Source organism: Paludibacter sp., assembly GCF_009712605.1.
Taxonomy (GTDB): domain Bacteria; phylum Bacteroidota; class Bacteroidia; order Bacteroidales; family Paludibacteraceae; genus Microbacter.
Map to the genome: position 1 here is coordinate 63,870 of NZ_WASO01000009.1, position 25,174 is coordinate 89,043.

The following is a 25,174-nucleotide window of genomic DNA, read 5'->3' on the forward strand; positions in this document are numbered from 1 at the left end:
CTATTTCGGTAACGTTGGGAAGCAATCCGAATTACAGCATCACGAAAACAGACAATACACTGACGATAAATACCAAAGCAGCAACAATCACAACAAACCATCTATCCAAAACATACGGAGATGATAATCCAACACTGACGGCCACGATCAACGGTATTGTTACTGGTGGTGATGCTGTAAACTATTCATTGGCGACTACTGCTGTAAAACTCTCCGATGTTGGTGATTATCCTATCTCAATAACGTTAGGAAGCAATCCGAATTACAGCATAACGAAAACTGACAATACGTTAACCATAACTACAAAGAGTATTTCTGTAACCGCAAACGCACAGAGTAAAACGCACGGAGACCCGGATCCTGCTCTTACGTTTACGAATGCTCCTGAATTGGCAGGTAGTGACACATTTAGCGGATCATTAGTGCGCGATGCCGGAGAAAGTGTGGGTAGTTATGCTATCAGACAGGGTAGCTTAACGCTGAGCAGTAATTATTCGATCATTTTTACGGGTGCTATGCTCACGATAACTTCTGCTACTTCCGCAATTACCGTAACAGGCGTCAATAGCTACACCTACAATGGTTCTCCGCAAGGTCCGTCAACGTCCACACATACAGGATCAACCGGAGCAATCTCTTATGCATACAAAGGCACAGGTTCTACCTCATACAGCGAAAGCTCAACACCTCCGACTAATGCTGGCACGTATCAGGTTGTGGCTACCCTTGCAGCTGACGAAAATTATAGCGGAGCATCGTCTGTGCCTTTCAATTTTACGATTTCCAAAGCCAATGCCACTATCTCTGTCGTTCCTTACGATGTCAAATTCGACAACAATGAGCATATTGCAACGGGAACTGCTACCGGGGTAGTTGGCGAAGATTTGAGCAGTTGGCTTGATCTGAGTTTGACCAGACATACAACGGTAGATACATATACCGACACTTGGTCATTTGCAGGAAACAGCAACTATAATAGCGATTCGGGCACAATAACAGATCGCATTAATTTGCCTACAGGGATAATCACAACGGAAGCTCAACCCATGAAAGTTATTGTTTATCAAACGCCGGGAAGTTCTGTTGTTAATTTCAAGTTTACGCCAAAGCATTCGGGGAAGGTTACTGTGGTCATCTATAACACAACAGGCTCTGAAATAATCAGATTGGCGAATAATGAAGCTACAGCTGATCAGGAGACAATCATTCAATGCTTCTCGAGTCTTCCTTTGGGCTTGTACACTTATCGGTTAGCATGCGAAACCTATTATTATTCAGGCAAATTTATAATTTCAAGATAAAACAATCCAGTCTGGACTCTTCGCTTGAATCGACGAAAGAGGCTGCCTCAATTGAATTTGAGACAGCCTCTTGATTTTATGAACCGGCAATTATTTTTGACTTATCACTTTTCGTCCGTCACCTCCGTAACCGGCAATCCCACACACCCACTTGGCATCTGAATGTGTAATAAAGCGGCAACCGTGGCAGCAATATCCGTTATATTTACCCTACGGTTCAATGCTCCGTGTTTGATCTTCCAACCCATAAACAGCAATGGAATATGTGTATCATACGGATTCCAAAGGCTGTGATTGGCACCTTTTGTATACGAAGAGGGAGTCCATCCGGCCTGAGGTATAAACACTACAGAACCGCTACGTTGCGGATTATAACCGTTTATTGCCATTGTTTTGATGGGTTCGGGGATAGAACTAATAGCCAGTTTGTTCTGATCAGCAGCATACAAAATACCGTCCTGACGTTTTAGAAAATCAACGACAAAAACATTCAGTTTTTCTCTATCGATCTGCAAACTATCCACCACGTGATTGTTGAATGTCACCTGAAAAGTACCGACACGCGCAATAAGCTTGTCTGAACCAAACTCCTTCCCCACTCTTTTCTTAAGAGTTCCGGCAATACCTTCATCCAGCAAACCCGTCGGCATTTTATGTTCTGCCAGGTAGCCTTCCGAATTTGCTCCGGCATGGTCGGCCGTAAGGAAAACCAGATAATTGCCCTTTCCTACTTTTGTGTCCAGATAGCTGAAGAAGGAGGTCAAGTCACGATCAAGACGCAGGTAGACATCCTCCAATTCAATTGAATTCGGGCCGTATAAATGAGCCGCATGGTCTGTTGATGCGCAATTAATTGTCAGGAAATCGGTGGTACCCGATTGTCCCAGCTGATAACCGTCTACTGCTGCACGCGCAAACTGCAAGGTCACGGTATTTCCGAACGGGGTCTGTTCAAACGAACTACGATCCTGAGCGAACGCTTTTTTCAAATCGTATGGAAAGACCGGTTTTTCGGCCCCTTTCAACAAACCCTCCCAGGGCGAATCGTCTGGTGTGCTTTCTGTATATTGATTAATCGGCAATAGTGTATTCCAACCGTTTTCAATCAGTTTTTCCACCGGTTTTGTCGCATTAAAATTCTGAACCCATTCGGGCAGTTGTTGCAGGTAGTAGTTACTGGTAATAAATTGTTCGCTTGCCTCATCGAACCAAAAAGCGGCTGTAGGATTATGCCCTGCAGGCAAAATAGCAGCCCGGTCTTTTAACGACACCCCTACCACTTTAGACTGGAAATTGGTAGCCATGCGCAATTCGTCGGTAATGGTGGTTGCCATCAGGTTGCGTGGCGACATTTTACCTTTCGGCGAAGAAGCGACACCTACCGCATCGACAGTGGAATCATCCGTACAATAGACCGATTTGCCCGAAACCGGATCAATCCACGAATTACCGGCAATGCCATGAATAGAGGGTACCGAGCCGGTAAAGATTGATGCGTGTCCAACTCCTGTAATAGAAGGAATATAATTGAGCATGGTATTTTCGCACGAAAATCCTTCGTTGAGTAAACGTTTGAACCCGCCTTCTCCATATTTGTTGTAATAACGGTAGAGGTAATCCCACCGCATCTGATCGACTACAATGCCCACCACCAGCTTGGGACGTCCGAGTTGAGCTGACTGCTTGTGTGTCGTTTGAGCCGGCACCAAACCGACCATCGTCAGGGATAAAATAGTCAATAAAAAATATCGTTTGCAAAACATATCTGATTGTTTAAATAATGAATATCAATTTTATACACCAACTCCACTTATGGAAAATTGATGCAATTATGGAACGTTATACTTAAAACTCTCCAGAGGGTGGCAATTGCATTGTGCCCCACTGCGAGGGTTTATCTCCCATTTCGAGCAACAGTTCACCTCCTGCAGCCACGTCGGCATGTTCAATCCAAGCTTTATCGTATTTCACTCCATTCAATGTTGCCGCTTTGACAAAACGGTTTTTCTCGGAAAGATTCTTTGCCGTAATAACAAAGGTTTTACCGTTCTCCATATGCATTTTTGTTTGGCGGAAAAACGGTGAAGTAATCAGGTAATACGACTGTCCGGCATTGGGATAAAGACCCATCAGGTGAAAATCGAGCCACGATGACATAGCTCCCGAATCGTCATTTCCGGGAATACCACATGAGGTAGCATCGTAATTGTCGGTGATGATTTTGCGCGTCCGTTCGCTGCTCAGGTCAGGTCGGCCGATCCAGTGATAAAGGCATGAAGTGAGAAACGATGGCTCATTGCCTACGTTATAAAAGCCATTCTCGAACAATGTGTCCAGTCGCTTACGAAACATCTCTTCGCCACCACATTTCTCAATGAGTTTCTTTACATTATGTGGAATCGAGAACGAGTATTCCCACGAACCCGCTTCATAGAAAAATCCACACCACCAGCAAAGGCAGTTGGGCCAATCCTGCGCCGTGGGAGTGTATAAAAGAAACTCCCGTTGCCCGTTCGTAATATCGCAGGGTATGCTATCAATCCATCGCCCAGAGGCATCTTTGGGCATAATAAAACCACGTGCCCCGTGATCTTCGATATCGCGCCACAGATTCTGCCAGTTATCCGACTGTTTCAGAAAACGACGGTATTCGCTCATGCGATTCAGACCTTTTGCCACACGGGCAATGCAATAATCGTCGTAAGCATATTCGAGGGTACGGTTACCGGCACGCACAAAGCGGTCGGAGACATAACCCAGCGTGTTGTAATCGGTGAGGCCACCCCGACCCTCTTTCTCTTCATTTCCACCCGGAGGTACAGTAGCATCTTTGAGCATTGCCTGCAACCCAAGACCGTAATCAATCCCTTTCAACCCTTTCACATACGCATCGGCAATCAGTACTTCGGCGTTGGAACCGCCCTGCGTGCGACCGTTGCAGTTACCGCTACGGGCATCGGGCAGATAGCCGTCACGTTTGTAAATATCGAGCAGCGCTTTCACAATATCCACCTGTCGCGATTCGGCAATCAGCGTAATGAGCGGATGCGATGAACGATAGGTATCCCAAATAGCATAAAAATCGTCGTAATAAGGCTGGTCAGATGTCCATTTCGGATTCTCGCCCGTGCGGTCGACCGGCATCAGCATGGTGTGGTACAAGGCCGTGTAGAACATTTTCTTCTGGTCGGGTGTCGCCTCATCAGAGAATTCAATGCGTTTCAGCAAATTCTCCCAGCGGTTTTCCGTTTCGGCACGCAGTTGTTCAAAACTCCAGTGAGGAACCTCCTGTTCAAGGTTTTGTTTTGCCTTTTGAGTACTGATAAACGATATAGCAATCTTCAAATGCACGGTATCGCCGGAAGCATCGTCGAAATAGAGCAAAGCTCCGGTTTTCTCACCGGTATCAACCTGTACTTTTGCTCCGTTGCTCAGCTTATTTCCTTTCCATGTGGTAAAACGGACAAACGGACGATCGATTACGGCATAGAAATAGACCGTGTAAGCATCGCCATTGTTCCAGCCTCCACGAATGCGCGAATAGCCGCTAACGGCACAATCCGACTCCACCCGCACCTCCGAGCCCACAAACTGCTGCGCTTCCCGTGAATCAGGGATCGGTTTCTCACCAAGAAAATCGCCTGCGTCAATTTTCAGACTTTTTGTTTTATTTCCGTACACAAAACGGTAAAATGCCACTTTCGGAGAAACAGTAATCTCCGTCCGGATATTCCATTTTTTGAGCAACACGCTGTAATAACCGGCTTTGGCTACTTCGTTTGTCCGTAAAGAAGTTTGCTGGATGGATTCCGCTTCGCCAGAGAAAGGCATCACGGAAATATTGCCGTATTTCGGTCCACCGCCGGTACCGCTAACATGCGTCTGGCTGAAACCGTAAATCGGTTGCAAGGTATCGGCTAAATAGCCACTATTGGATCCCTTGTTGTTATCTGGTCCCGGCTTTATCATTCCGAACGGACACGACGGCCCGATGGTTACGTTTCCCAGACCGCCTTTCCCTTTGCCCGTACCGATAAACGGATCAACATATTGGAAATGGTTTCCGGCCATTAGCAATTGACCGAAAGCAATAACTCCAAGCAGGCTCAAGATCAAAAATAGACGTTTCATTTTGTAAGCAAATTAATTACGATTACAACAACAAACCATTAAGGCATTAAGCTAGTTGAGAAATCTCCTTAACACTCTTAATTTCTTAATGGTAAATCATTCTTTGCCCCAGTTTTTATTGGGTTCAGGTCCCATATCTATCAGCAAATGGGCACCGTTCACAATATCCGAGTGGCGAAAATAGAATTTATTCAACGGCTTCCCATTCAACATCACCGACTGAATATACGGCGACTGGCTATCGTTATGAGATGTTTCGATAACAAACTGTTTGGCTTTATAGTAATTGGGATTCAGCGAAATCGTTACCTTTGAAAACAGCGGGCTACCCAGTTCATATTTTGGATCAGCTTCGCAACCGCCGGTCATCTGAAACAATCCCAGTTTCATCAATACACTGAGCGAACCCATCATTCCCTGATCTTCGTCACCGTTGTAACCATAGTAAGGCGACACCTTGCTGTAAGCGCTATCCACCACCATACGACTCCAGTATTGCGTAAGCCATGGAGCACCTGCATAGTTAAAAATAAAGGCCATCTGCGTACCCGGTTGGTTGGAATAGTTGGTCCATGTGCGTTGATCGTTGATAAATTTGCGGGCTGCCGACGGTGCTTTTACGGCTCCGAATTCTACCACTCCAGGTTCTGCCATTTCCGTATGTTCGTTACTGAAACGATGCCATTCGGAGACTTCAAACTGTTTATTCAACCGTACGACTGCCGAATCGGCTCCGCCCATCAAGGTAAACAATCCCGGTAAATCATGCGGCACAAACCAGGTATATTCTGCACTGTTACCCTCCTCAAAACCTTTGTTGGTAATCAGCGGATCAAACGGTTTCTGCCAGTTGCCGTTTTTATCTTTCGGCACCATAAACCGTTCTTTCGCGTTATAGATATTCCGGTAATTTTCAGAACGAAGGGTAAAATAAGCAGCATCCTCCGTTTTGCCCAATGCCTTTGCTAACAGAGCCAGACACCAGTCCTGATAGGCATTTTCGAGCGTGATGGTACCTCCATCCTGATGCATGCCGTAAATAGTATCGGAAAGCGGATACGGAACATAACCATGCTCAATATAAAATTCCAGTCCGCCTCCTTTAGCTGTATTGTGCTCATAGCCGATCTTGCTCATCATACCGCCTGGTAAATGGTTCTTTTTCAGGCCTGCATATGCCGTTTCGATATCGAATCCACGAATTCCTTTTTGCCAGGCTGCCACAAAGAATGGTGTGGACGAGGCTCCCGTCATCACGAAGGTATAATTGCCGCCCGACGGTCCGCGGGGAATGAGCCCCCCGTTTTTGTAATATTCCACGAACGAATTGCAAAACTCTTCGGCCACTTCGGGATAAACCAATTGCCACAGCGTGTTCAACGTCCATTGGGCACCCCAGAAAGCATCGGAATTGTACATATTGAACTTCGGCTTTCCGGTTACATCTAATGGCAGTTGACTCACCTTCGGTTGCTGTCCGGTACAATCGGTATATTTTCCGTCGGCATCGCTGATGATGCGTCGCCCCTGAATAGCATGCCAAAGATCGGTATAGAAACGCTGCTGTTGTAAATCGGTTCCGCCCTCAATCTGAATACGCGACAACATGCTGTTCCATTGATTTTCGGCATCCTGCCGCACAGCATCGAAATTCCATTCCGGAGCTTCCACTTTCATGTTTTTAGCGGCACCCTCTTCGCTGGTGTAAGAGATGCCCACTTTCAGCAACAAAGGTTCTTTCAATTGATTGGCAAAGGTGAGCAGAATCACTCCCTTTTTTCCACTCCATTTGCTGATACTGTTTCGTTGTTCGGCTCCTTCTTTCAGAATAATTTCTTTGACAGGCCGATTGAAAACTGCCGAAAAATAAACGGTTGCGCTGCGACTCCGGCGAAAAGTAGGAGCATTTACCACATAGCCACGAATTTCGTAATCGCTTACCTTTACAAAGCCGCCTTCCGAAATATCCGAAGGTCCAAGATGCTTTCCAAGGTCCAAGATAATGCCTTGTTGTTTTGTATTCTGAAACGTATAACGGTGAAAACCGACCCGGTTAGTAGCTGTTAATTCGGCCCGAAGTTGATACTTTTCCAAAAATACGGAATGATAGCCCGGACGAACGGTTTCCTTTGAATGCAAGAAATGCGAAGAATAGTCGTTGAAGAGTTTGGCTTTGTCTCGTATATCAAAACTTACCGGCATAACAGCGACTCCTGCCAGTTGCCACTCGTGTACATGACTGAAATCCTGAATAGAATCTACCTCGTAGCGATAACCGCTATCCCAGTCCTCATCGGTTCTGTTGTCGGGAAAGAGGCTCACCATACCAAAAGGACGGCAAGCCGACGAAAAATAGAACCAGCGCGAATGAGCCGAATCGAGCCAGGGATAGACACGATCGACAGGACGTTGAGCAAATGCCATGAACGGAAGTATAATCCACAGCAATATTGCTAATAGACGATTCCTAAATTCCCAAAAACGTGTTGACATCGGACGACTGCTTATATGCAAACTTTTGTACTTTCTCCTAATATTCTGATCTAACCGGGTGATGCGAGTTCCAACTCGCATATCTCTTTCAGCGACTTGGAAGTCGCTGGACCCAAATGGATGACATTCCGAGGCAAAATCCAAATTATTTCAGCGTCACAATTCCCGTTGCATTATCAAACGGCAACTGCACGTTACGGGTATCGAAGCCTTTCACATTGCTGAGAACCACAGCCGGAGCTGCTTTGCCGCTCATCACATTAACATTGTCTAATTGCAACTGTTTCACATCGTCAAAAACAAATGCCGGACGGAAATCTTCCTCTTTGTAGGAGACACGCACGTTCGACAGTTGCAAACCTTCCACGTGGCGGCTGTAAAATGCCCACGAAGGCAGTTCGCCGAACATCGAGAATTCAGGATAGCCGGCGGGATTCTCGGGAACCTTCGCCAAAGAATCGATAGCAACACAAGCCACGTTTTTGTCTCCGCCACCAGGGTAAACAATTTCGATATTTTCCAGTTTTACGTTCTGTACCGGATGATTCGGAAGACCTGTCACAGAAGATGGAAATACATTGTGCGGATAGCGCAACGCCGGGCCTTCCATCGGATAACCTTTGTCCGGCTTTTCTTTAGGCACCTCCACAGTCATGTTGCGGATAGAAACATTGCGCACCTGACTGACTACCTCATCCTTGTTACGATGCCCAAGACGAACCACAAACGCATTCCCGGTATTTACCGCCTTGATGTTGTTCACGTCGATGTTTTCCAGAATGCCACCGTCAACCGATTCAATGGCTACGGCAGAGCGGAAGGTATCGTACACTTTGATGTTGCGGATAGAGATATTTTTGAAACCGCCATGAGAGGCCGTTCCCAGTTTCACGGCATTGGCACTTGAACGGACAATGCAATTTTCAACCGTAATATTCTCGCAACAGTGATTCCGTTTTTCCGATTTCAGGCAAATTCCATCATCATCGGCATTGAAAAAGCTATTTGTAACAAGCGCATTCACACAATCCACCAGATCAATTCCGTCGTTATTCCAGTAGGTGTTACTTTCCACCTTAATACCGTCGAATACCATGTTGCGGCAATTTTCGTACCGTTGCACCCAGCACGAACCGTTTTTGAGTTCAATGTTGCGAACCTGCACATCGTTACAATCCTCAAAATTAATCAACATCGGACGATTTATTTCTGCCGAACGCACCTGATGCCAGGGGTTTTCTGTTTTCCATTCATTGTCCTGTATGATTCCGGCCTCAAGCAATACCTGAAGATCTTTCAGCACACCTTCCCCTTGCCCGTCGATAACTCCATAGCCGGTTAGTGCAATATGCTCTGCTTTATCAGCAACAATAAGTGCCGAGGCAGGCCCTTTTCCATAATCAATCCGCTGGGTTGTGGCGAGCAGGTAAGCACCTTTCTCCAGATGAAGATCCACATTCGATTTCAGTTTTATCACACCGGTTACAAAACGACCGGCAGGAATAATTACCTGTCCGCCATCGGCAGCGGAAACCTGATCGATCGCTTTCTGAATCACCACCGTATTTTTTGTAACACCGTCACCTTTTGCACCTAACGAGGTAACGTTTACTATCTTCGATTGAGCAGACAAGCATACCGGTAACGATAGCATAAGAACGCATAATCCGTTTTTCAAGGTTCTTCGTATCATATTTTATTTGTTAATAAGTTGATTTCTGTATTTTTTGTATAATCGTTGCGCTTCCAGCACACTATTGCCCGAAACCTGAATAGGAAAATCCTTGTGTTGGTTTACCCATTGCCACTCCCATTGAGAGATCTCTTTCCCGAAGGCTTTCACATCTATTTCTTTTCCCGCAGCCATCGCTTTTTCGGTTTCGGCAAAGAATTTCTGCCAACGCACTTTGTAAAAGTCGTTCAGCAAGCCGCTCCACTGACGGCAGGAATATTCGTGCAGGGGACTGTCGGCATCGCCCCAAAGCGTAATCAGGTCGCGGGCGTTGCGTTCGTAAAGGGCTTTTTCCGATTCTGTCGTTCCGCAACTGCGAGCATCAGCCAGCCATTTTCCCAACAAGAAATCGGTACGGGTAGCCAGCAAACGATCCATGTCGCTTATCAGCTCCAGATAAGCATCACTTTGTTTTTTGAACGCAGCCAAATCTTTATCCTGATATGCTTTCGTCCATTTTACCTGCAACGGACGGGCATAATTAGCCAGCACCTGACGAGTCAGGTCGACCAGATCGTAACGGAAACCGTCGCTATTTGCGTAGAGCGGAGCATTTTTCACAAACAAATCCCAAGCCGGAATCAGCTCCTCGCGTTTGTAGTTAAGGCGTGTCTTTGTCCAAACGGTTGCCGAGTCGAAAGTCGGGCGACCGGTCAGGATCGATTCGGCACCATCGCGAATATCCTTGCCGTTGTACACGGTACTCTTTAATACCTGCCATGCTTTGAACATATCGGCGTTGGAAGCTGTAGTTCCCTTTCCATAACGATTGCGTATATACGATTTCAACCATTGGTCAAGATTGATAGCAGACGTACGCCAGGTATTTTCCATCATCAGTTCGTACAACACCGGAGTCTGCTCGATGGCTTCCATCGTCAGACCGATGCCTTTCAATTTGCCTGCATTTTGATCGGCAAGAGCTGCTGCCGGCTGTGTGGCGACTCTATCCATTTGTCCGAAAAGGCTGATATTGCCCCCAAAGTTGTGCAGCATGTTCCAAATCCAGGGCTTTCCGTAGTAGGCTTCGGTTCGTTTCCACACCGGCTCATACTCGGTAATCAAGTCAAGCAGAATCATCTTGTCGTTAGGCACGGCATCCAACAAAGCTTTTACTTGTGGTGCGTTCCAGAATTTACGATCACTGAAAAAGAGCCAGCCCTGCATCACCCAGACAGCCTCTGGGTCAGCCTGACGCATACCTTCATACACCCGGGCGCTCAGTTTGGAGAGAAATTCCGGTTCATTGGACGGTGGTTCGTTTTCGTTGAACGTATCGGCAGAATAGAGATGATCGGTACCGAAAAGTTCAGTCTGCTTTTGCAGGTATTTCTTCCCGATTTCAGCAAACAACGGATCTTCCGAATCGAGAATATAGGTATCGGCAAAACCGTTGTTCCAATTGGTTTGTTTCAGTTTGGCATTGGGGAAACGTTCTTTGAAAGCTGCCGGCACATGACCGGTAAAGGCTGAGAGCACGGGCTTCATGCCAAGTTCGCGTTCGCGTTGCAGAATTTTTAGTTGAAGATCCTTCTGACGATTCATCCACGACTGAGGCAGTGGGCCACCCCACCCATCCAGATTGCCCATCCAAAACCACGAGAAATAAGCCGGACCGCAGAAAAAGTTTTCCAGTTCCTTACCGGTAAAACCCATCTCTTTGTACACCTCGTTCCAAACGTATTCTTCGCCCGTGATGGCCAGCGGCATATTGATACCGTGCAATGCCATCCAGTCGATCTCCTTCTCCCAACGTTTCCAGTCCCACCAGCTCATGCTGTAGTTGTAGGTGCAATAATTTAGGTAATAGCGATAGTCGTAAGGAGATGATTTCGTTATTTTTTTTTCGATCTTCGGCAGTTGTGCCGGAAGATGCATGTTCACGCCATTCCATGTAATCTGACAATGGCAATATTCGTTCAGGTAGTAGTAAAGCGCCGAAGCGACGGCAACACCGTCGTTACCTGCCAGCACAATTTTATTGCCGCGAGACGACAATTCAAAACCGTCTTTCCCATCATTGACAGTCAACGGTTCCACTATAAATTTGTCGGCATGAGCCGGCACAATACGCTTAATCAATGCCCGGGAAGCATCCACAGACAAACCGGCAGCCTGGACAGCTAATCCGACCATCAGTAATAAACACAAAAAGAGGTTTCTGAAAGTTGTCATAAATAGCAAATTGATGATTCGAAACGCAAGGTTCAATTTTTGGTTAGATGCAAAGAAAAACAATTTTGGTTAGTGTAAAAGACCTACACTTTCAGAAACCATCTCTTTTTGTACAGAAAATAAAGCAAGGTCAGTTGCAAGGCCAGCATTCCGGTACCGATCCACACCTCCTGCCAAGCCTCTGACAAAGATTGAACCATGCCTCCGAACAGGAATGTAGAAGTATATTTGAAATCGATGACTCCGTGAGCAGCCATGTAGATAAGAATGGAATTAGTGCCGATCCATACGAATGGCATGCTCCATTTTTTCAGACCCCACACGTCAATAACCAGATAAAATACAAAGAGGAACACCAGACTCAGTCCTCCGGCAAAGAGTACGAACGAGCTGGTCCACATATTTTTATTGATTGGAAAAACGATATCCCAAAGCAGGCCGAGACCCATCAGCACCACACCGGCTCCGCCAATCATCAGACTCTTCTTAAACGGTGTGATGGAGGCAAACTCCCTGCGCAGAAACTGTCCGGTGAATACTCCCAGCATAGCAGTTCCGATAGCCGGGATGGTTGAAAGGATTCCTTCGGGGTCGTACACCACACGGTGCAACTTGCCCGGCAAAAAGAGCCGGTCGATATACCCTTCCAAATTTCCTTCCTTCGTCAAATCTCCGGCACCATAACCCGGCACCGGCACTGTTATCATTAAAATCCAGTAACCTATCAGCAATGTAAGAAAAATAACAATCTGCGTTCGCAACCCGCAGTTCATAAAAATAATAGCGGCAAAGAAACAGGACAAAGCGATACGCCCCAGCACGCTGGCAAAACGGGTTTGTTCGTAACCGTTGAATTGAAGGGCTTTATTCACCACCATACCACATAGAATCAAAATCAGTGTTCGTTTGATTAAATCTCTGTATGCATGTCGTTTGGCAATTTTCAAAACTTCATTTTCTTTCCCTTCCAGTTTTTTACCGTAAGAATACGGCATTGATACCCCGGCAATCAGGATAAACAACGGGAAGATCATGTCGTAGAAGGTAAATCCATTCCACGGCGTATGATGCAACTGGTCGGACATCCATTGAGATACGGGATCGCCGGAAGCTTTTGCCAAAGCATGAATAATAATTTCGCCACTGATAATCCACATCATATCGAAACCACGAAGTGCATCCAGCGATAAAAGACGTGAAGATTGTATCCCCTTTTCCTGTCTCATAATCAAATCAATATATAAATACCGTTTAATTTATTTCTTAAATTCAGCGTTTGACCTCTCCCCAACCCCTCTCCCTAAGAGAGGGGCTTTGCATCTGTATTAATGAGTTTTATCTCATATTTTTACTGTCGTGTTCCGCCTCTCCTTGGGAGAGGAGGCTAGGTCAGACGATAAATATCTGACTCCGACACGAAGTCGTCGTGAGAGGAGAGGTCTGAACAAAATAGTATTAATCAATATCGTAATAATTCTATTCGATACATACTCTAATATATAAACACCTTTAGCTTAAATCAGTAATAATTCTGCAAAATTTTCGATAAATAAAAGGCTGCCGACCTGCAACAACACAACTCAGCATCACACAGTCGACAGCCTTAAATATTAAATCAGTCTAATTAATAACCCGGGTTTTGGGTCAGTTTTGGATTCTTGATCATTGCAGCAGTCGGTATCGGGAAAATACGGCGATACACACTGGCATCTTTTTTAAAGCCCCATTTGCCTTCAAATTTACCGAAACGAATCATGTCGTTACGACGCCATGTTTCATACGCAAATTCGCGAGCTCTTTCTTTGTACAAATCATCCAGAGTAACAGCTGTCCACGGAGTAGACGTTGTTCTCTTACTGCGTACATCGTTCACCAATGACAAAGCTGTTTGTCCGTTTGTTGCATTGCCACCGCGAAGGATAGCTTCGGCTTTCATCAACAGAATGTCCGAATAACGGAACACCGGCATATCGTTGTTTTGGTTACGGCTGGTCGATGAAGCATCAGGATAGAACTTGATGTTACGATAACCCATATTCCAGGCAATCTCGTCGTTTCCGCAATCAAACAGGATAGAATCCTGACGTAAAACAATGTTCGGAGTTAAATTAACCTGATAAGTCATATTAGCATCAGGATCACTTCCTGAATAATATTGATCGTATGCTTTTTTCTTAACGGTTAACATAATTGGAGTAACACCATCGTTCATGTACTGCAATCCGGTCAACCATTGTTTGTTGCGAATATCATTCGGATCATCAAAGTTGGCATAAAACTCAGGCAAAGTACTTTCAGGAGCACTTGGAGTAAATGGCAATCCGAACTTCGCCTTTTCCGAACGGGGAACATCGTAACGTGCACGATACATCATACCATTAGTTCCTCCTAAAGCCGTATATGACGGATCGAAAGGAATAGCAAAGATGAACTCCGGAGTAGAAGGTCCGTTGTTCGGATAGAACATTTGCAAATAGTTGCTCGGAGTTGCCAGTGTGTATTTACCTGAAGTAATAACATTATCGCAGGCAGCAATACAATCATCATAACGTTTTGTACCTGTATAGTATTCTGCATTCAGATACATCTTAGCCAACAACGCATAAGCCATATACTTGGTAGGATAACCATATGTAACTGCGTTCACATTCGTTGTCAGATTAGGCAAACAAGCTTTGATTTCACTCTCTATAAAATTGAACACCTCTTTACGATCCGTTTTGGCTTTTTGTTCAAAATCGCCATAGGTTGTTACAATAGGTACATTACCATAAAGATCCATCATATAAAAATATGCCAATGCACGTACCATTCTCAATTCCGACAACATCCGGTTTTTGGTCGTTCCTTCCGGCATATTTGATTGCAGAATATACATGGTCTGATTGTCATATCCGATAATACGAGACAACCAGTCCCAGCAACTTACAGCCCAACCGTAGTCAGGAGTCCATTCATGATAGTGAAAATTCCGGTATCCCTTATTATCATACCAGTTACCACCGCGAGCGGGTAATATGGCTTCATCGGTACTAAGCTCCGTAACAAAATAATAATCCATCGCGTAGTTGCCTCTCAAAGCAGCATACACAACACCTGCAGACGCTACAAACTGAGCGGAATCTTTCGGATATGTATCCGGAGTAATCTGGGTTGTGACAGGCACATCCAAATCATAACATGATACCAGAAGAGTCGACATTAAAGCCGAAAACAATATGTATTTAAATCTCTTTTTCATGTGTTTATATTTTATTTTTATACTAATGCCACAAGGACTTCATATATTAAAAATTGACATTGACTCCAAACAAAATAGTTCTTGTTTTGGGATAGAAGTTGTTAGAATCAATACCCGGGGACATACCACCCATATTTACTTCAGGATCCACTCCTTTGTACTTGGTGATTACAAACAGGTTGTTTACTGTGCTGTAAAGACGAACGTTTTCGATATACTTGATCGGTTTCTTGAAGGTATATCCTAATGTCATGTTTTCCAAACGCAGATAGCTGCCACTTTCAATAAAGCGGGAAGAATATCTGAACGCATTTCCATCTTTAGCCGATTCATTTGCGGCGTCAACCAAAATATTGGTGTAAGCAGCTGTTGAAGGACGGAACAAATCTGCACGTGTTGCATTGAATATTTTGTTGCCATAAACACCGCGCAGGAAGATGCTCAAATCAAAGTTTTTATAAGTAAAGCTGTTAGACCAGCCATAGTTCAGCTTCGGTTGAGGACTGCCGGCATAACGATAATCAGATGTAGTAGGATTGGTTGTTAAAGTTCCGTCTTTTGCCAGGTATTGAGATACTCCTGCACTGTTCTTTCCCTGATAAATAAGTGTAAAGAACTGTCCAAGCGGATATCCTGTCTTACGAATCTGCAAAGTACTTCCTGTTTGTCCACCGCCGTCAGGCTGTGTATAACGAATGGAGTCTCCACCTGAAAAATAGGGATTAGAAAGACTGGTAATCGTATTTTTGTTGTGAGCCAGGTTAAGGCTTGTTTTCCAGGTAAACGATCTTGTTTTCACCGGAGTAGCCGAAACACTCAATTCAATACCCTTATTATTAATGCTACCGCCATTAGCCCAAAGACCTCCTGCAGGAACAAGAAGAATATCTGCATCGTACCAGTAAATCATATCGGTAGTATTTTTGTTGTACCAGTCAAATGTAAAGCTCAATTTCCCTTGCAAAACTGATGCATCCAACCCGAAGTTGGTTGTTGCTGTTTTTTCCCATTTCAAATCAGGATTAGCCGCTTTGTTAGGACCATACGACATCATTGAACCTCCGTTGTAATTGAAGCTACCCATTGGTCCGGAAAGGAACTGTGCGGTATAAGCACTGAAACCTGTTGAGTTACCGGTAACCCCATAGCTACCTCTGAATTTCAGGTCGTAGAAGATATTCATTTTCTGAATAAAGCTTTCCTGACCGGCTCTCCAGGATACACCCACTGATGGGAAGTAACCCCAACGGTTGTTTTTACCAAATACAGATCCACCATCACGACGCAATGACCCTTGCAGATAATATTTGTCGTTGTAGTTATAGTTCAAACGGGCAAAATTTGAAATCAAACGAGTCTTAGAGTAAGCCTGATCATAGCCAAAATCAACTCTGTAGCCATTAATTGTGGAATAGTTACCAAGTGCAAGGTTGTTAAAGCTCATATTGTTTACAGGGAAGTTTGCATTTGTTGCTTGAAAACCATCACCGTAAATATCGTTCTGGAAAGAATACCCCAAAACTGCATTGATAGAATGAGCGCCAAAAGTACGATTCCATGTCAACCAGTTTTCAAACACGGTGTTCGTGGTCTGATAATTATTTCTCAAAGCAGAACCACCCGGTTGGAATGTTACAATTGAACGTGTGCTGGGGGGATCAGGGTTGTTATAGAACACAGAACCATTGTATTGATACAAATAGGAGTTGTAGTATTCACCGTACAGTGCATTATAATTCTGGTATGACAAACTCATGTCATAAGTAAGACCGAAAGGTAATTTTGCATTGATGGTAAATGCTGCAATCAGGTTATTATTTTTAGATTGGCTCTGAGCATTATTAATAATAGCTGAAGGATTGAAATAGCCATTCTTTGTGAAGTTTTCAAAATAAGAACCATCTGCATTTTTTACCGGAGAGGTTGGCAAGTGATAAGCTGTTTGGTACAACACGGCACCCAACAATGGCACATAATCAGACACCACTCTTGCGTTTGCAACTGACAAACCGAATTTTACCTTGTCGTTGATAGCATATTGGTCGAAAGTCACACGGGCTACAACCTTGCTTTGATTACTTGTCTGGATAATACCCTGTTTGTTAGAGTAGTTCAAACTTGCACTGTAACTGTTATGCTCGCTACCACCGTTAAACGAAAGGTTGTGATTGGTAGAGTAAGCAGTGCTACGCTGAATGGCCTTTTGCCAATCTGTGTCGGCACCGGTATCTTCTGTCAGGTTCTGACCGGTTGTTTTACAGAAATCGCGCAGTTGAGATCCGTTCATAAGTTTCAGGCTGTTGGTCACATTTTCGATACCGGCATATCCATTGTATGAAATATGTGTCACCCCTTTTTTACCTTTTTTTGTGGTTACCATAATAATACCATTGGCAGCACGGTTACCATAAATAGAAGTAGCAGCAGCATCTTTCAATACGTCGATAGTTTCAATATCGTCGGGAGCTACCAGCGAAATATCTGCTCCGGGAATTCCATCGATTACATAAAATGGTTCCATCGAGCTGTTCAATGTGGATGTACCACGCAGGATAACACTTGATTTGCGGGTAGGGTCACCACTTACCGTTACGTTCAAACCGGCAGCTTTACCCTGCAACAACTGACCGACATCGGTAATGGCACCTTTGTTCAGTTCGTCTGTCTTCACAGAAGTAACAGATGACACGAGGCCTTTTTTAGTAGTTGTTCCATAACCTACAACTACGATTTCATTCAGCTTGGTATCCATTTCCTTCAGGGAAACATTCAGAATGGATTGCGAGCCAACTTTTACGCTTTGGTTGGTCATCCCCACAAAAGAGAATTCCAAAACAGCACCGGCAGGCACTTTGCTTAACTCGTAATGTCCGTTCACGTCCGAAATTGTCCCCGCAGAAGTACCTTTTACCATTACCGTTACGCCCGGCAACAGATTCCCTTTTTCATCGGTGATTTTTCCTGATACTCTTCGGGGTTCTCCGAAAGCCTGTGATTCAGAGGCTTTTTGAGATTGTGCAGTTACTTTTGTAATAACAATATGGTCGTTCTTCACTTCGAAACGAACATCTTGTCCCTGTAGGATCACTTTTAATGCTTCGTCAACCGATTTACCGTTTACGTTGACGGAAACAACTTTTTGCATATTGACATCGTTGGCATCAAACCAGTACGACAGTCCACTCTGTGATTTCAAAGCTTCTAAAGCCGCTTTTACCGTCACTTTTTCAAGCGAAAGCGTTACTTTTTTTTGCTGAGCAAACGCAGATGTTGCCATAACGAGCACCAGCAAAAATAAAAAATACCTGAGTTTTTTCATACGAAAATGATTTTGTGTTAATGAAGTTTGAAATACTTATCGCTTTATCTGTATAAAAATAAGTTGATATGATAAGAATTTCGCTACCTAATCAATTAATAGACTGAAATTTAATTATTCATCCAGATACTTACCTGATCACTTCGGAATAGGCAAGGAAATACCAGTCCGTTTCAGGGAGAGCCCCTGTCGGATAATCCAATAAATTGATGTTGATTGAGTTTCGGAAAGTTTTTGTAGCTTTGCGGAATCTAAAACAACAATCGTTCGCCAGAACGAGCCTGCCGGGGGATGCTGCAACATCGTCCGGCATTTTTTTATGAGGAAGGGTTATGTCTTTGGCATAAGTTGAGTGTTTTTATAAGGTTAGTATTCAATTATAAGGTAGATAATAAAGCTATTTGGTAACGGTAATCACACTTTCTTTAAATTTATAATGAAACTGATTACCTGCTGTCATAATATCAAAAATTTCCTGTATCGACTGTGCCTTGCGGAAATCACCGTAAAATTTACGATTCAGCAAATCACTGTCTTTTACATTGATGCTTACATTGTATTCTCTCTCCAGACGACGGATGATCTGACCGAAGCGTTCTGCGTCAAACACCAACTTGCCGCGTGTCCATTCACTCCAGTCGGAAGCCTGTACTTTTTCAATTGTCATCTGGCCGTTTTGTTTGTTCAGGGTCGCCTTCTCATTGGGCTTCAGCAAACAAGGAACCGAATTGTCAGCCAAATGATTTGTAAGACTGATTGACCCTTCGAGCAACGTAATATCCACCGTGGGATCTTCTCTGTACGAACGCACATTGAATTTTGTTCCCAGCACTTTTACCGCCATCTCTTTACCATTGACCGTAAAAGGCATATGCGGATTTTTTGCCACTTCAAAATAAGCTTCCTTAAGGGGCAGAATAAAAGAGACATTTTAATATCTAATATAAAAACCTTGATTATTTGATAGATACAAAGGTACAGAAAAAAAAGGCATTGGATATTTGATGGTAAAAGAGCGGATAAAAAACGCCTAAAAACCTCATAAATAAAGCATTTCTGCGGATACCAATAGGTAAAAGCAAAAATGCTTATTTTGTTTTGCCGAATGATAACACCTGTTATCATCAATGTATGCACAAAAGGACAAAAGACAATGATAACAAAAGTGCGTTTATTGTTTTGCTATATTTGAGCCGATTTTAAATAGACTTCCATAAATGTTCAGCCTCTTTATTTCACCCAAAACATTTGAGGCATTGCCACACATTGAACTTAAATACGCATTAAAACTATATGATTGGGTATGATAATTAACCACCGGTATTTCAACCGGAGCTTCGTCAATAAAAACGAGTCCTGTTGTGTCGCCCAATTTTGCACCTTCTAATATCTGTTGAAGCTTGTACAGATACAAAAAGCGGTTTAATCCATCATCCTTTTGCTCTGAAATATTAGAGCAATCAGGCATAGTATCCGTAATTATATGCAAGGTTAATGTAATGGTACGAGGGTTTCCTTTTCCCTGTCCGCGCATAGTGTAATCTACAAATATAGCAGGAATACCAAAGTATTCGTATAGTTCCGGGTGTAAGGGTTGACCTCTGAAAATGTCTATGTAGAAGTCAGGTGATAACCCGGCATCCGAAAACGATGCTTTTTTGCTGTCGATGAGCTTGTATAACTCTAATAATTGATTGATCATTTCAGTGCTTTTATAAATTGAACTGTCATGTGTAAATAACATCTTTGTGTCAGTGTATAACTTGGGGCTAAATAAGTACGTGCCGTTATTGTGAGATTCATCTTTCGCTGATGTGATTGTACTACATGAGCCTTAACGGTACCGGCTTTAATCTTCTCTGTACGTCCTTTTCTAGTTCGACTATATGCCTTACGTTTGTAAGCTGCTACATTATGCTGCTTGACGGTCACAGTCTCTTTAATAGTGCCTCCATTATTGTGAATTTCTGCATAAGGAACATCAGTACCGATAATGACACGATTTGTATCTGCGTAAATCTTACGAATGCTACGTTTAAGCCGTCCTGTTGCAACTAAAACGGTATTACTTCTATTCCCTTTTCTTTTGCGTTTTAATGGCCTCCATTTGGTTTTGGTTACATCCAACCATGCTTGTTCAACAAATCGTTCTTTGCTGAAATTTACGGCAATTGCGGCCACTTCGTTAGGCATACGGCTGTATGCTTTTGAAATGGCATCGCATTTGCGTATAAAGTCGCGTGTGTCTACTACTATTGACATGATTAATTAGCTAATTCTGCGCTACGTACAACACGCATAAACATTTCAGTGAGCCAACGTTCTAACTCATCGCGATTCATGCCATTTATAGACTGACTTTGCGGACTGAATTTGTCAATAAACGAACCGATATTAATAGTCGTATTCTTGGTTTGGCTGCCTCTGCTGATGGTTTTTGCATCTGCACCTGCGGCACTACTTGCAAATGAGTTATCATTACCTTTCTTACCGGTTCCTTCAGTTGCATCTGGAACTCCGTTGGCATTGGCGTCTGTCAACTGATCTGCTTTGCCTTGTGCTTTTAACTGGTGGGTTTTATCATCGGCAGCAAGTTTCTTCCTTATTTCATCAATGGACATATTTCGGATGCTATTAACGCCTCCTTTTATGTCGTTCATGTTGAAAGTTACAATGCCTCTTAGTACCTGTAATATTCCGGTAAGAAACTCTTTAATCCATACCAGATAAGGACGTATTTTGTTGTACATTGTCGTGAATCCTCCACTCATACCCGGTATTAATGAGATAACCCAATTTATTATACCTCCAAGAACTTGAAACCATCCGACAATAGCTTTCATAGGCACTAAAGCCATGTTAAACGAGAATTTAGCCACAGTACCTATAAATCCAATTATATCACGGAATGCTGCCGAAGTATTCCACAAGTTCTTAAACCAATTTATCATATCAAGGATACCCTGACCTAAAGAATTGATTAATGGTAGCGCCGATTGTCCTATTTCGATCATAGTTCCCTTTATCATATTTTGAATGATGTGGAAATTGTCAAGTGGCGTCATGGAATTTTTGTATGCTTCATTCAATTGTCCCTGACTATTGGTTACAAAGTCAATGGTTTCCCTTAATCCTTTCATGTCTTGTGTAGCGGATGAAAAGAACGAAGCCGCTTCCATGTCAAGCCCAATCTTACCAAAGAACTTTGCGCGCGAAAGGTCGCTCATGTTCTTTGTTTTGACTGAAAGTTGATCAATGATGTTGATTAATGGCTTTATTTGTCCCTGTGAATCATACAGCGATATACCCAGTTTTTTGAATGCTTTTATTTTACTTGGGTCTGCAAGTGATTTGAAAGCATTTTCGGCCAGCGTTGTAGCTCTTTCGGCGGTCATTCCGTGCGCCGTCAAAAACGCCCATGCTCCGGCGGTTTCTTCAAGTGCTAACCCGGCACTTCTAGCACCGGGTATAATTTTGGGCAAATACTGCGCTACGTCTTTAAATTCTGCCTTACCTTTATTTACAGTTGCAAAAAGAGCATCATAGACTGTATTAATGTTCCGCCCGGAAGCATTCATAACGCCTACTGCCGCATCCGCAGTTACTCCTACGTCTGTAAATCCGGCTTTGGCAGCTCTTAATGTCGGTTCTAATACCTTGAGAGATGTATTTACGTCGAGGCCGGCCGAAATAATTTTGTTGAAAGCATCCGGTATTTGCTCAATGGGCGCAACGTTCCTTTCTCCAATCTCCAAAAGTTTGTCTGATAGATTTCCCAGTTCTTTTTGCGAAAGTTGCGCTGTTACATTGATCTTTGCAAGCCCCTGTTGCCAATTCAACGCCATATCAACACATTGGTAGTACGCGACTCCGAGGGCAACCACGGCGGCAGCTATGGCCACGTATGGATTGGTAAGCATAGACAAAGCAGAACCAACGCCCGGTACTTCACTCTTTATAGCGTCAAAAACTTCAATGTTTTTCGACTTCAAAGAGCTGAGTTTGTCCTGCATACCTCCACAGGATTTGTCTACCATCTTTTTTGCTTTGTCAAGTCCTGCCGAAAGGTTATTTTTCAGGTCGATAAGTAGTTGTAGTTTGGCTATTCCTCCTGCCATGAGTATAATTTTTGAAAAGTTATCGTATATTTGTGGTCTGAAAAACGTTTGAGAGTATGATCGCGGAGGTTAATGCGTAAGCAACCACTGCGAAAGAACAACATTTAATGTTGACACTTTCAAGCGTTTTTTCATTTTATGTACAATCCCGCCCGGGCTTGTTCCTCCGGTATTTTTCTTTCATACCACGTCTGAACCTCCAAACCATCACCGGTAATAGTTGCATCAACGATTAACGTCTTATCTTTCCAGAACTTGATATAACGTATTTGCTCGCTGTCTCCTTTGGGATAATTGCGCAAATAGACTTCATCAGGGTTGGCCAAAACATCCTTTACAAATGGGAATAAACGGTGTCTATTCTCTGCTTCAGTTACATATTTACCTGTGATGTGGCTTTCAAACGTCTTTTCTTTGAGTATTACCTTGCGTTTAAGGTAATCATCAAAGCCCATTGCATTATAGCCTTTTGATGCTGCATTATTGGTATAGAACTCCCGTACATTGTCGGAAGTAATGCTTTTATCTAACTTTAGAGAGTCGAGCGTACCGTTAAAGTCTTTCCACGGCTTCAAACCGTAGTTTGCATAGGTATAATCGTTCGTTTTCTTGCTCTTTTCACCAGATAAATCGTTTAAATACATCTGATTTTGACGAAATACCACACCCGATTCGGCTCTGTTTACGGCAAAATTTTCTTTCATTTTGGGCGTTGTAAACACTTTATCAATGTAATCTTTACCCGCAACAAGATTTTTGCACGGGTCTCCCGGTTCCTGCAAGCCTTCACAGCGACATTTATAGCCATTTGGTGGCCACAATCGGCGACCATCGCCGTCGTCAAACGAGAATATACGGCCATTTAACAGCCTGTGTGAATCACGTACATGGTCATCACCAACGGTCTGATACCTCCAGTTGTGTATCTGATTCTTTTCGGCAATGAACTCGAACCAGCGTGCTGACGTTTGTCCTGTAGCTATACAAAACTCCCGTTCAGTGGCTAAATAGGTCTGATTAAAGTCCTTGTTGATCTTCAAAGCCTCGTTAATGAAGTCACGTTCCGAACGTATCTCCAGTTTATCACGGTCAATCAACAGTCGGTTGATCAGCATGGCTTCCGCTTGCGTTTTGGCCTCTGAAAAACGGAAAAGATTCATTTCCATCATTGCCAAAGCGCGGTTATCCGGTGCGTTCCAAGCTACATCTACACGACTTTTACCCCATCCTCCAAACAGACCATCTCGTAAGTCTTCTCCTATTCGTTTGGCCTTTAATAATCGTACAGTTTCGGCTTTGTCAGCATCTCCATTCCATAACAACTTGTGAAACTGTTCATCGAACCTAATAAGTTCGTCAAGCAGTTCCTTGTCAATACCAGAAGCTATAGGATAACGCATTACCGGATAGTCGGGCAGTGTGATAGCGCACGCCACCGCCATTGCCCGCACGTCGGTGGCTTTCTTAAAATTTACCGGAGGCTGTGTTGCTTTTTTGCCGATTATTGGCAACCTGAATGTTTTGGATACTTCTTGTTCGTCAAGTTCCCAAATATCAGCAGCATCTTTCACAATGCTCCAATGTTCCAACATGGTGAGTTCTTCCGTCATATCGAACTCAAAGGACATGGTTGTGTTATCGAACGGAAAACCGAGCATCTGCAACACCGGTAAAAGTTTACCGTTTACAACGAACTGCGCAAAACGTTTGTCACGGATGGATATTTTATCATCCAATGTACGTTCGTGCACTTCCGTTTGACTACGATTTGCACCCTGATCGGCCATTGTGGTGGAACCTACAAACCGCTTGCTTATCTGCTGATCGTGCAATGTGGTTTGTTTCAAGTAGCACTTTTCTGGGTCGCCTGCATTGGCAAGGTCGTGCACTTGGATGGTAGTTCCGTTTGGCAATACTGCCTGAGCGGCTTCACCCAACGTTTTTAGCTGGTTCTGAATACGCGCAATGTCCTGTTTGTTGGATGTGGTAGCCGTAATCAGAGGTTGCCCGAATTTTTCGGAAAACTCTGCCCACGATTGCAGTGCGTTTCGTTTCCAAATGATATTAGGGACTACCTCCGTTGTGATGCCAAACGGTGATTTATGCACAATTTCAATCACCGTAGGGTCGCTTTTGTAGTCAACAAACTTGTTACCTGCTACTTCTGTGTACATATATCCCTTTTGAATACATACGTTACGCCGTGGAATAATCGACAAAACGGGTTTTTCGACGTCTCTCAATACTTGGATAACGGAGTATTTTCGATACACAGCAGTCATTACCTCCTCAAGAAAATCAAAAAACCATTCTGCATTAAAAAATTCGGTTTGTTCCGGGAGCTCTTCACCTGTCTTTTTGTCTTTTACATAAAAGCGATGGTTTAGCGTTGCTGCGTTGCGGATGTCGATAACAGATGTTATTTGAGCATCCAGCATAATATCGTCATACAAGTCCTGAAGGACGTACCAGCGTGGGTCGTCAGGGTTTTCGGCTGCAAGAATGGCATTGCGCCACTTTTTAATGTCCTTTCGACTTCGGTCGGTAAATTCCTGAGCGATTTGTATTGCAATCTCGCTTGTAAATGTTTTTGCCGGTGCCGTGCTTTTTGCTTCTGCTACCGGTGTTTTCCTGAATATGTCTTTAAATGCCATTTAAATGCAG

Annotated in this window: 14 protein-coding genes; 1 reads left to right on the forward strand and 13 read right to left on the reverse strand. The window is 43.7% G+C overall.

Annotated features, from left to right (window positions below):
* Positions 1 to 1,301 (forward strand): MBG domain-containing protein (locus F8N35_RS07380; protein ID WP_293050815.1); only part of this gene is annotated, 1,301 nt, incomplete at its 5' end.
* A 104-nt stretch (positions 1,302 to 1,405) separates the two neighbouring features.
* On the opposite strand, the gene pafA is transcribed toward F8N35_RS07380, so the two are convergent.
* From pafA to F8N35_RS07445, 13 genes are all read right to left on the reverse strand, one after another.
* Entirely contained in the window at positions 1,406 to 3,064 is a 1,659-nt protein-coding gene (gene pafA / locus F8N35_RS07385) for an alkaline phosphatase PafA (RefSeq protein WP_363928368.1), read from the reverse strand.
* Between the two features lie 82 nt (positions 3,065 to 3,146).
* Positions 3,147 to 5,432, reverse strand: coding sequence for a GH92 family glycosyl hydrolase (locus F8N35_RS07390; RefSeq protein ID WP_293050817.1), 2,286 nt, complete (start codon positions 5,430 to 5,432; stop codon positions 3,147 to 3,149).
* A gap of 96 nt (positions 5,433 to 5,528) precedes the next feature.
* Entirely contained in the window at positions 5,529 to 7,925 is a 2,397-nt protein-coding gene (locus F8N35_RS07395; protein ID WP_293050819.1) for a GH92 family glycosyl hydrolase, read from the reverse strand.
* Positions 7,926 to 8,070: 145 nt separating this feature from the next.
* Positions 8,071 to 9,618 carry a glycoside hydrolase family 28 protein gene (locus tag F8N35_RS07400; RefSeq protein WP_293050821.1) on the reverse strand — a complete coding sequence of 516 codons (1,548 nt, stop codon included), beginning with the start codon at positions 9,616 to 9,618 and terminating at the stop codon, positions 8,071 to 8,073.
* A gap of 3 nt (positions 9,619 to 9,621) precedes the next feature.
* Positions 9,622 to 11,832 carry an alpha-N-acetylglucosaminidase gene (locus tag F8N35_RS07405; RefSeq protein WP_293050823.1) on the reverse strand — a complete coding sequence of 737 codons (2,211 nt, stop codon included), beginning with the start codon at positions 11,830 to 11,832 and terminating at the stop codon, positions 9,622 to 9,624.
* An 83-nt stretch (positions 11,833 to 11,915) separates the two neighbouring features.
* A complete protein-coding gene (locus F8N35_RS07410) occupies positions 11,916 to 13,058 on the reverse strand; it encodes a DUF5009 domain-containing protein (RefSeq protein WP_293050825.1) in 1,143 nt (380 codons plus the stop codon).
* Between the two features lie 398 nt (positions 13,059 to 13,456).
* Positions 13,457 to 15,073, reverse strand: a complete 1,617-nt coding sequence (locus F8N35_RS07415) for a RagB/SusD family nutrient uptake outer membrane protein (protein ID WP_293050827.1) — start codon at positions 15,071 to 15,073, stop codon at positions 13,457 to 13,459.
* A 46-nt stretch (positions 15,074 to 15,119) separates the two neighbouring features.
* Positions 15,120 to 18,392: a TonB-dependent receptor gene (locus F8N35_RS07420; protein WP_293050828.1), complete on the reverse strand. Its 3,273-nt coding sequence runs from the start codon at positions 18,390 to 18,392 to the stop codon at positions 15,120 to 15,122.
* 397 nt (positions 18,393 to 18,789) lie between these two features.
* On the reverse strand, positions 18,790 to 19,311 hold the full coding sequence (locus F8N35_RS07425; protein WP_363928374.1) for a FecR family protein: 522 nt from the start codon (positions 19,309 to 19,311) through the stop codon (positions 18,790 to 18,792).
* A gap of 252 nt (positions 19,312 to 19,563) precedes the next feature.
* A complete protein-coding gene (locus F8N35_RS07430) occupies positions 19,564 to 20,094 on the reverse strand; it encodes a hypothetical protein (RefSeq protein WP_293050830.1) in 531 nt (176 codons plus the stop codon).
* Complete coding sequence (locus F8N35_RS07435; RefSeq protein ID WP_293050831.1) at positions 20,091 to 20,654, reverse strand: phage virion morphogenesis protein; 564 nt, start codon at positions 20,652 to 20,654, stop codon at positions 20,091 to 20,093. The genes F8N35_RS07430 and F8N35_RS07435 overlap by 4 nt, the downstream gene beginning before the upstream one ends.
* A 2-nt stretch (positions 20,655 to 20,656) precedes the next feature.
* On the reverse strand, positions 20,657 to 22,510 hold the full coding sequence (locus tag F8N35_RS07440; protein ID WP_293050833.1) for a phage tail tape measure protein: 1,854 nt from the start codon (positions 22,508 to 22,510) through the stop codon (positions 20,657 to 20,659).
* 131 nt (positions 22,511 to 22,641) lie between these two features.
* Positions 22,642 to 25,164 carry a DUF935 family protein gene (locus F8N35_RS07445; RefSeq protein ID WP_293050835.1) on the reverse strand — a complete coding sequence of 841 codons (2,523 nt, stop codon included), beginning with the start codon at positions 25,162 to 25,164 and terminating at the stop codon, positions 22,642 to 22,644.
* Positions 25,165 to 25,174 lie beyond the last annotated feature (10 nt).